The following is a 7,953-nucleotide window of genomic DNA, read 5'->3' on the forward strand; positions in this document are numbered from 1 at the left end:
CTTCATAATTTTGTCGAGAAATATTATTGTAACTTATAAAGTGGACGAGTTAAGTCAATTCAGATTTATACCTTGAGCAAGACGGCTTCTTGTTCATTTTCCACCCCCAGCTTTTGATAACTTTTTCAGCAAACCCTAGCTAAAGTTCGTTTGCGAACCTTATTGCCCTCTCGGTAGGATTCTCTGAGAAGGACGGCCGGGGGGGAATTTCGATTGGGAACTCGTTCGATATACATGACTACAGAATAGCGGATTTCTTTGCTCGAGAACCTTAAGAAAATCTTTGAATTACATGGGTACAACGCTCGGCGGGTTCCGCGCCCTCTTTCCCTTCCGGCAAGCGTTTGAGAGACTTTTGAGTAGATTTACAGGGGAAACTTCAGTCTGGAGTGTTGTCGAACTGGCTAGATTTAGCTTGGGTGGTTTGACCTCCTTTGAGCAGTGCCACGTGAAAGGTTTTCTGACTGATATCGATGCCGAGGACGGCCAGGGACTCTGGGGTTTTCGAGGTCTTCACAGTTTTTCTCCAACGGTAGGGGACAATTTTCTCCAACGGTAGGGGACAAGAGGAATTCTTGCAGCTCGCTCACAGCGCTATCCTTGTTATCCTGGGTGGTTTTTCTGAGAAAACACCGGGTATACTGTCCAGTCTGCTGCTAGCGTGCTGCTGTTATCGGGCTAGGAGGCTCTACAATCTACTTAACAGGCTCACATCGGCTCTGAGGCTGCGTCCGGAGTCACTCCTAACTCGATTTTCTCTTAAACTCCTACATACAAGGGTGCGTGACTCGAACAATAGGGCGTCGAACGCGAGACCGATCGCTCTGTCACGCACCGCCAATGTACACCGCCAACATACAAGGGTGTCGTGACGCGACCGGCGAATCGGGTAGAAATCCGGTCAATGTAGCTTTACCGCGTCACGCACTTTTACAGCGAGTAGCGAGCAGTGATGGGGAGATGATGAAACGATGGGACGATCGGGAAATCTCCTCACCTCATCACCTCACCGTCACCGTAGAGGCTGAAATAGGCTTGTAAAACTTGCAAAACCTTCGGACCAGTAAAAGAACCGCCCCCTTGTCCCGAGTGTTCGCCAAAGGCAACGACCACAATTTCGGGGTCGTCCATCGGCCCGTAAGCCCCAAACCAGGTATGGGATTCAAAGGGAGGTGCTTCTGCCGTGCCGCTTTTTCCAGCAAACGGGGGAATGTCCGACGAGTTGATTTTCGACCCCGTCCCCATCGTAATCACCTCTCGCAGTCCTTGAGCTAAAACGTCGAGTGTACCTTGGCTGATGTTGAGGGATTCGCGCCACTGACTGGCTTCCATATCGTCTTTCCACAAATGGGGTTGTACGCGATACCCCCCGTTGGCCGGAACGGCGAACATGACGGCGACTTGTAGCGGTGACGCCTGTAAATAGCCCTGACCGATCGACATGTTGATGGTATCCCCCATGAACCAGCCCTCTCCAATAACTTCTTTTTTCCAAGCTTCGTCGGGAACCAAGCCAGGAGATTCTTCGGCCGCGAGTTCGATGCCCGTTTTTTCACCGAATCCATAGCGGCGCGTCCATTGAATCAGAGGTGTTTCACCGATGGCTTGGGCGATTTGATAGAAAAACGTATCGCTACTCCAGGCCATGGCTCCCGCGAACCCGAGAGGACCAAAGCCGACTCGGTTCCAATCCCAAAACTTAATACCGCCTGCGGTGATGTAGGGATACGTCGGTAGAACGGTTTCGGTGGGAAATTCTCCCGATTCGATCGCCGCAGTCGTGGTGACGATTTTAAACGTACTGGCGGGGGGAAATCCTTGCAAGGCGCGGTTGACGAAGGGGTGGTCGGCACTTTGGAGTTCTGCCCAATCTTCCGTACTGATGCGCGTCGAAAAAATATTGGGGTCGAATGCCGGACGGCTGACCAGAGCTAACACGGCACCGTTTCGGGGGTCGATGGCGACGATCGCACCTTTGGTGTTACCTAGGGCAGCTTCAGCCGCTTTTTGCAGTTCCAGGTCGAGGGTAATCTGTACGTCTCGACCGCCTTGGGCTTGCTTTTCGCCCAAAACGCGCACGATTTGACCGCGACTGTCTACTTCCACCTGACGGCCGCCCCATTCCCCCCGCAGTTGGGGTTCGAAGGCAGCTTCGACCCCCATTTGACCGACAATATCTCCGAGACGATATTCTTCTTTGCCCTGTTCTTGAAACTGTTCTAAGGCGAGTTCGTCGATTTCGCCCGTGTAGCCGAGGACGTGGGCGGCCACAGAGCCGTTAGGATAGGTGCGGATCGCTTCGACACTGACCTCAATGCCTTTTAAATCTTGACCGTATTCCTCGAGAGCGGTGACTTGAGCGGAGGTGAGACGACGGGCGACTCGAATCGGTAGGGGGGATTGATATCCAATTTGTTCGAGGCGCTCGAGGACGGCCTCGGTGGGCAGGTTGAGAATTTCACACAATCGTTCGATGGTGGCCGGCCAGTCCTCGGGCTTTTGAGCGAGCGGCCACAGATAAACGGTGTGGGACAAACTCGAACTGGCCAGAATCTTTCCGTGGCGATCGAAAATATTTCCCCGTACCGGTTGGGTAGGAATGAGGCGAATGCGGTTGTCTTCGGCTAGCTTGCGGTTGCGCGAGCCTTGGATGAGCTGCAAGTAAGCCAGACGCGCACCGATTCCACCCACGAGAACCAGGGTAATCGCCAACATCATTACGACGGAGCGAGAAAACTCCCCGATAGTACGAGTGTTAGGTCGATTTCCGAAGCTAGATGACGGTAGAGAAGTCATGGCGGTAGGTCGAGAGGGGGAGCTTTTACAGTGAGCAGTGAACAGTGAGCAGTGAGCAGTGAAGAGAGTTTTCAGTTAACTGTCTTCACGGGTGACGGGTGACGGTGAAGTTTATTATGCAACATTGCCGAAAGCCGATCGCGATCGAGAAGCAACGGAGAGCTTCGCGACGATCGCCCGTCCTCCCGATACAATAAAGTGAACGTGCGATACAGACGAACGGTCAACTGCTACCGCGTGCCTCGTTCGCCGTGCTCGAGGTGGCTGTCAGTCCGTACCGACTGCTCGATCGTTCCTTAACCCAATTGGAGACCCGACGCGAGATCGGGGAGACGACTAACCAGGAGCCGCTATCATGCTGCAAGCTGCCACCCATAACAGCGATTTGCCTACCCTCGATTCCGACTTCGACGTCGAACTCCGTAAAGTCTTCAAAGTCTTCAACGGTGAAACGGCTGTGCGCGGCGTCGAGTTTAATATTCGCCGAGGGGAGTTTTTCAGTATCCTCGGCCCTTCAGGATGCGGGAAAACAACGACGTTGCGGCTCGTGGCCGGATTCGAGACGCCCTCAGCTGGGGAAGTCCTCATTCGAGGAAAATCCATGACCCACGTTCCGCCACACCGACGCCCGGCCAACACGGTTTTTCAAAATTACGCTCTGTTCGACCACATGACGGTGTGGAACAACATCGCTTTCGGCTTGCGTATCAAACGCCTCGGACGCAGTGAAGTCCAACAGCGGGTCGATGAGGTGTTGCAATTGGTCAAAATGGAAACTTTTGCCAATCGCTACCCCAAACAACTCTCTGGAGGTCAGCGTCAACGGGTAGCCTTAGCCCGAGCGTTGGTCAACCGTCCGGCGGTGCTGCTACTCGACGAACCCCTCGGGGCTTTGGACTTGAAACTCCGCAAGCAGATGCAGGTCGAACTGTCGAACTTGCATCAGAATTTGGGGTTGACCTTCGTGATGGTCACGCACGACCAAGAAGAAGCCCTGTCGCTCTCCGATCGCATCGCCGTGATGAAAGACGGCAAAATCGAACAGGTGGGAACTCCCAACGAAATTTACGAACGCCCGCGAACTCCCTTCGTCGCAGACTTCATCGGCGATACGAATTTATTTGAGGGGCATCTCGAAAGTACCGACGGGTCGAGTTTGCTCGTTCGCACCCACTCGGGTTTGAAAATCGTCGTGTCGCGCACTCCCGAGTGGAGCGATCGCACCCATCAAACCATCGTCAGCGTGCGTCCCGAAAAAATTCACCTGCACTGCGCCCCCCCCGAAACCTCCCACAATACCTTTGAAGGACGGCTCAAACACGCCATGTATCTCGGGACTCACGTTCACTGCGTCGTCGAACTGGTGTCGGGAGAAACGTTAACCGTGCGTCAAGCGACCCACCTCGAAACGTTACCCGAAGACGGTTCGCCACTGTACCTGTCGTGGTCGCCCTCAGATTGTATCGCCCTGGCCGCGCGATCGACCTGAGACCTCTCGAGATCGCGACGTGAGACCACACCACCGCCCCTCGCGGTAAGATACTCATGGATCGTCGCGTTCCGACGTTTCGTCCGATAGATCGCTCTTGGTGCCGTGCCTTCGACTCGTCTCTCGTTTTCGGGCGGTCGCTCGACCCGCCGTCAGTTTTTGAAAGCTTCTGCCGCTGCCGCCTCCGGCTTGGCACTCTCGAGCTGTGGTTGGACGCTGGCCAACGTGCGAACCAACGTCCGCACGGCGTCTGACGTTCTCTACATCTACACCTGGGCTGGGTATACCGATCGCGAACTGATCGACCAGTTTTATAAAGAAACCCAAATTCGCGTCATTGCCGATGTCTTTTCCTCTAACGAGGAAATGCTGGCGAAAGTACAAGCGGGTGCCGGAGGCGCTTACAGCGTCATCTATCCCTCCGACTACATGGTGCGGAGACAGATCGACCTCAATATGTTGATGGAACTGGATAAGTCTCGTCTGCCGGGTCTCGATCGCCTGTTTCCCAAGTTTCGCGATCCCAGCTACGATCGCGACAACCGCTACAGCGTCCCCCTCAGTTGGGGAACCACGGGTCTGATCTACAACCGAAAAGCCCTCAATCCGATCCCTACAGACTGGCAGTATCTCTGGGACTACCAACAACAGTTGACGAAACGCCTCACGCTCCTCAACGACCAACGGGAAGTCTTCGGTGCTGCCTTACGCTCCCTCGGATATTCTTACAACTCCACCAACCCGGACGAAATTCGCGCTGCTTACGAAAAACTGGTACGACTCAAACCGGCGATCGCGGCATTTAATTCCGACGCTTGGCGCACGCAAATCCTCACGGGAGACCTTAAAATCGCCATGTGCTACTCTTCCGATGCCAACGAAATAACTCCTGAAAATACCGATCTCGCCTACGTTCACCCCGAAAGCGGCTCCTCGATTTGGACGGACGCTCTGGTGATTCCCCGCACGGCTCCCAACATCGAAGGGGCGTATGCTTGGCTCGAGTTCATGCTGCGCCCGGAAGTGGCCGCCCGCATCTGCGAACGTCTCAGCTTCGCCACCCCCAACGCCACCGCCTTCGAGTTGTTACCGCGAGAGGTTCAAACCAACACGACGCTGTTTCCTCCCGAATCGGCGATCGAAAAATCTGAAAGCCTCGAACCGATTCCCCCAGATGTCGGAGAAATCTACAATCGCTATTGGACCAAACTCACCAGTGGCTAACTTACAGTCACCAGTCACCAGTCACCAGTGAAGACAGTTAACAGGTAACAGTTTCTCCCCATCTCCCCCTCTCCCCCTCTCCCCTTCTCCCATAACACCCGTGTCTGTATCGCCCCCCCCATCTTCCTCGACCTCCGATCTGACCCCAGACGCCACCAAACCGCGTTGGGGGACTCGCTGGCTCGGTCCGCTGGTTCTGTTAGGACCGGCTGGGCTGTGGCTGTTACTGCTGCTGGTTCTGCCCACGCTGGTTATTTTCCAGCTGAGCCTGGTTCCGAACATTCGTCCTGGGGATATCGTCAACCCGTCGGGAATCGATAATTACTTGTTGGTGTTCAACCCGACGAACTTTCGCGTGATCGTGCGATCGCTCGGTTTAGCCGTGGGAACGACGCTGTTGTGTCTGGGTTTGGGCTTTCCCGTCGCCTACTGGATTGCGGTTCTCGCCCCGAAACGCTGGCGCAACCTGCTGCTGTTGGGCTTTATTTTGCCCCTGTGGACGTCCTCGCTGCTGCGAACCTACGCCTGGATTACCATTTTGCGACCGACGGGGGTACTCAACTCGATTCTCTCCACTATCGGATTGCCGACGCTCGAAATTCTCAACCGAACGCCTGCGGTTCTTGTGGGGATGAGTTACAGCTTTCTGCCCTATATGGTCTTGATTCTCTACTCGTCCCTCGAAAAGCTCGATCGCGATCTGCTCGAAGCCTCTGCCGATTTAGGGGCGACACCCCCTCAAACCTTTTGGAAAATTACGGTACCTCAAGCGCTTCCCGGTATCGCCGCCGGTTCGCTGCTGGTGTTTATCACGAGCCTCGGGGATTTCATCGACCCGGAACTTCTCGGCGGTGCCTCCAGCATGACGGTGGCTCGCTTGATCTACAACCAGTTTTTGGGACAAACTCAAAACTGGGGATTCGGATCGGCCTTGAGTGTGGTGTTAATTTTTGCGGTCAGTCTGTCGATCGCCTTGTTGCTGAAATACGGGGATTCTTCGGCGACGCAACGCTAGTTCGCTGCGATCGGGGAGCGAGGCCAGGCTCGATCGTCGAAGCCCTCAACCTCGAGAACGGGTGTTACAGTTGATAACGAACTGGGCGAGGCGGTATCCGAGGCGATCGACTCCTCCGCCCTTTCTGGTAATTGGGCGACATCTGTTTTCCCTGTTTGCGTCTATGACCGAAACCGTTCGTAACGATCGATCCGAGTCCCCCGATACTCCCCCGTCTCCAGAGGAGCTTCCCCCCGACATGGCGAACCCTTCGGCCAAACCGAGCATCTCCTGGCAAGCGTTATTTGTCGGCGCGATGTTTGCGTTTATGTATCTTCCGATCGCGGTCTTGGCTGCCTACAGTTTCAACGAGTCCGCGTACAGTGCCAACTGGGAAGGCTTTACCCTGCAATGGTACGAGCGACTGTTAACCGACTTCCGGATCTTTTCAGCTCTGAAAAATAGCCTGATCGTCGCACTGACGGCGGTTGTGGTTTCGGCTGTTCTCGGTACGTTGATGGCGGTCGGTTTGGCTCGATACCGCTTTCCCGGCAAAAAACTCTATCTCGGCATTTCCTACTTGCCCCTGATCGTACCGGATATCGCGATCGCCGTCGCCACGCTGGTCTTTCTGGCGGCGGTGGGGTTTTCCCTCAGCCTGTGGACGATCGTTGCCGCCCACATCGTCTTCTGTCTGGCCTACATCGCCATCGTCGTCTCGACGCGCTTGGCAGATTTAGACCCCAATCTCGAAGAAGCGGCGCTCGATTTGGGGGCGACGCCGACTCAGGCGTTCGCGCAAGTCTTGCTGCCTCAACTCATGCCCGGTATCGTGTCGGGGTGTTTGTTAGCCTTCGTCCTCAGTATGGACGACTTCCTCATTGCGAGTTTTACGGCGGGTGCTGGAGCGACGACGCTACCCATGGAAATTTTTAGTCGCATTCGTACCGGTGTCAAACCCGACATCAACGCGTTAAGTGCGATTCTCATCGTCGTTTCGGGTTTGTTGGCCTTCGCGGCGGAATACTTACGCTATCGCAGTGAAACCGGAAACCCGAAGTAAGCTCACATTAGTAAAAGCTAGGAAACCCAACCGGACGGTTGGGTCGGCCTAGCAGCGTACAGTTGAGAACCATTACTTATTCAGACGATTCAGCCCTGAGCTGAGTTCCGTCGGAAGAGTCGCCTTCACACCACACTAAACTGCTATAAATCTTAGTCGATCGGTGAGGGGCTTGAAAAGTCTAGCTGTGACACTTAGGCGACCGACATGGCATCGGAACTCGATCTCGGTCGATTGCGACAGGGTATTATGAATGCTCCCCCACCTGCGTCCCGCGAGGCGGAGGTGTCTTATTACAAGGCGTTAGCCCTTGCGACAGGCGGCATTCTCGCTGTGTTCTGGGAACTTTTACCCAGCAACACCCCCAAGTTGTTTCCACTATGGGGC

The 7,953-nt window shown here is 54.8% G+C and carries 7 protein-coding genes and 1 pseudogene; 5 read left to right on the forward strand and 3 right to left on the reverse strand.

The window, feature by feature from the left end:
• Positions 1-131 precede the first annotated feature (131 nt).
• From POG22_RS13980 to mrdA, 3 genes and pseudogenes are all read right to left on the reverse strand, one after another.
• A pseudogene (locus POG22_RS13980) lies at positions 132-236 on the reverse strand (IS1634 family transposase N-terminal domain-related protein); the annotation flags it as partial.
• Positions 237-379: 143 nt separating this feature from the next.
• Positions 380-517, reverse strand: coding sequence for a hypothetical protein (locus POG22_RS13985; protein ID WP_498905938.1), 138 nt, complete (start codon positions 515-517; stop codon positions 380-382).
• A 476-nt stretch (positions 518-993) separates the two neighbouring features.
• Entirely contained in the window at positions 994-2,796 is a 1,803-nt protein-coding gene (gene mrdA, locus POG22_RS13990) for a penicillin-binding protein 2 (protein WP_498905940.1), read from the reverse strand.
• Positions 2,797-3,151: 355 nt separating this feature from the next.
• Here mrdA and POG22_RS13995 point away from each other — a divergent pair, with 355 nt between their 5' ends.
• The 5 genes from POG22_RS13995 to POG22_RS14015 all read left to right on the forward strand — a co-directional run.
• The gene (locus POG22_RS13995; RefSeq protein WP_498905942.1) at positions 3,152-4,285 is read left to right on the forward strand and encodes an ABC transporter ATP-binding protein; all 1,134 of its coding nucleotides are present in this window, start codon (positions 3,152-3,154) and stop codon (positions 4,283-4,285) included.
• 105 nt (positions 4,286-4,390) lie between these two features.
• Complete coding sequence (locus POG22_RS14000) at positions 4,391-5,509, forward strand: ABC transporter substrate-binding protein (protein WP_498905944.1); 1,119 nt, start codon at positions 4,391-4,393, stop codon at positions 5,507-5,509.
• A gap of 139 nt (positions 5,510-5,648) precedes the next feature.
• Complete coding sequence (locus POG22_RS14005; protein ID WP_498905948.1) at positions 5,649-6,524, forward strand: ABC transporter permease; 876 nt, start codon at positions 5,649-5,651, stop codon at positions 6,522-6,524.
• Positions 6,525-6,762: 238 nt separating this feature from the next.
• Entirely contained in the window at positions 6,763-7,566 is an 804-nt protein-coding gene (locus POG22_RS14010) for an ABC transporter permease (protein ID WP_035492632.1), read from the forward strand.
• 207 nt (positions 7,567-7,773) lie between these two features.
• The coding region (locus POG22_RS14015) for a hypothetical protein (protein WP_498905946.1) at positions 7,774-7,953 on the forward strand (180 nt) is incomplete at its 3' end.

It is taken from the genome of Geitlerinema sp. CS-897 (assembly GCF_028368005.1).
GTDB lineage: Bacteria > Cyanobacteriota > Cyanobacteriia > Cyanobacteriales > Geitlerinemataceae > Baaleninema > Baaleninema simplex.

Coding starts and splice junctions, on each gene's coding strand:
- POG22_RS13995 (WP_498905942.1), top strand. CDS start 3,152: ATGCTGCAAGCTGCCACCCATAACAGCGATTTGCCTACCCTCGATTCC.
- POG22_RS14010 (WP_035492632.1), top strand. CDS start 6,763: ATGGCGAACCCTTCGGCCAAACCGAGCATCTCCTGGCAAGCGTTATTT.
- mrdA (WP_498905940.1), bottom strand. CDS start 2,796: ATGACTTCTCTACCGTCATCTAGCTTCGGAAATCGACCTAACACTCGT.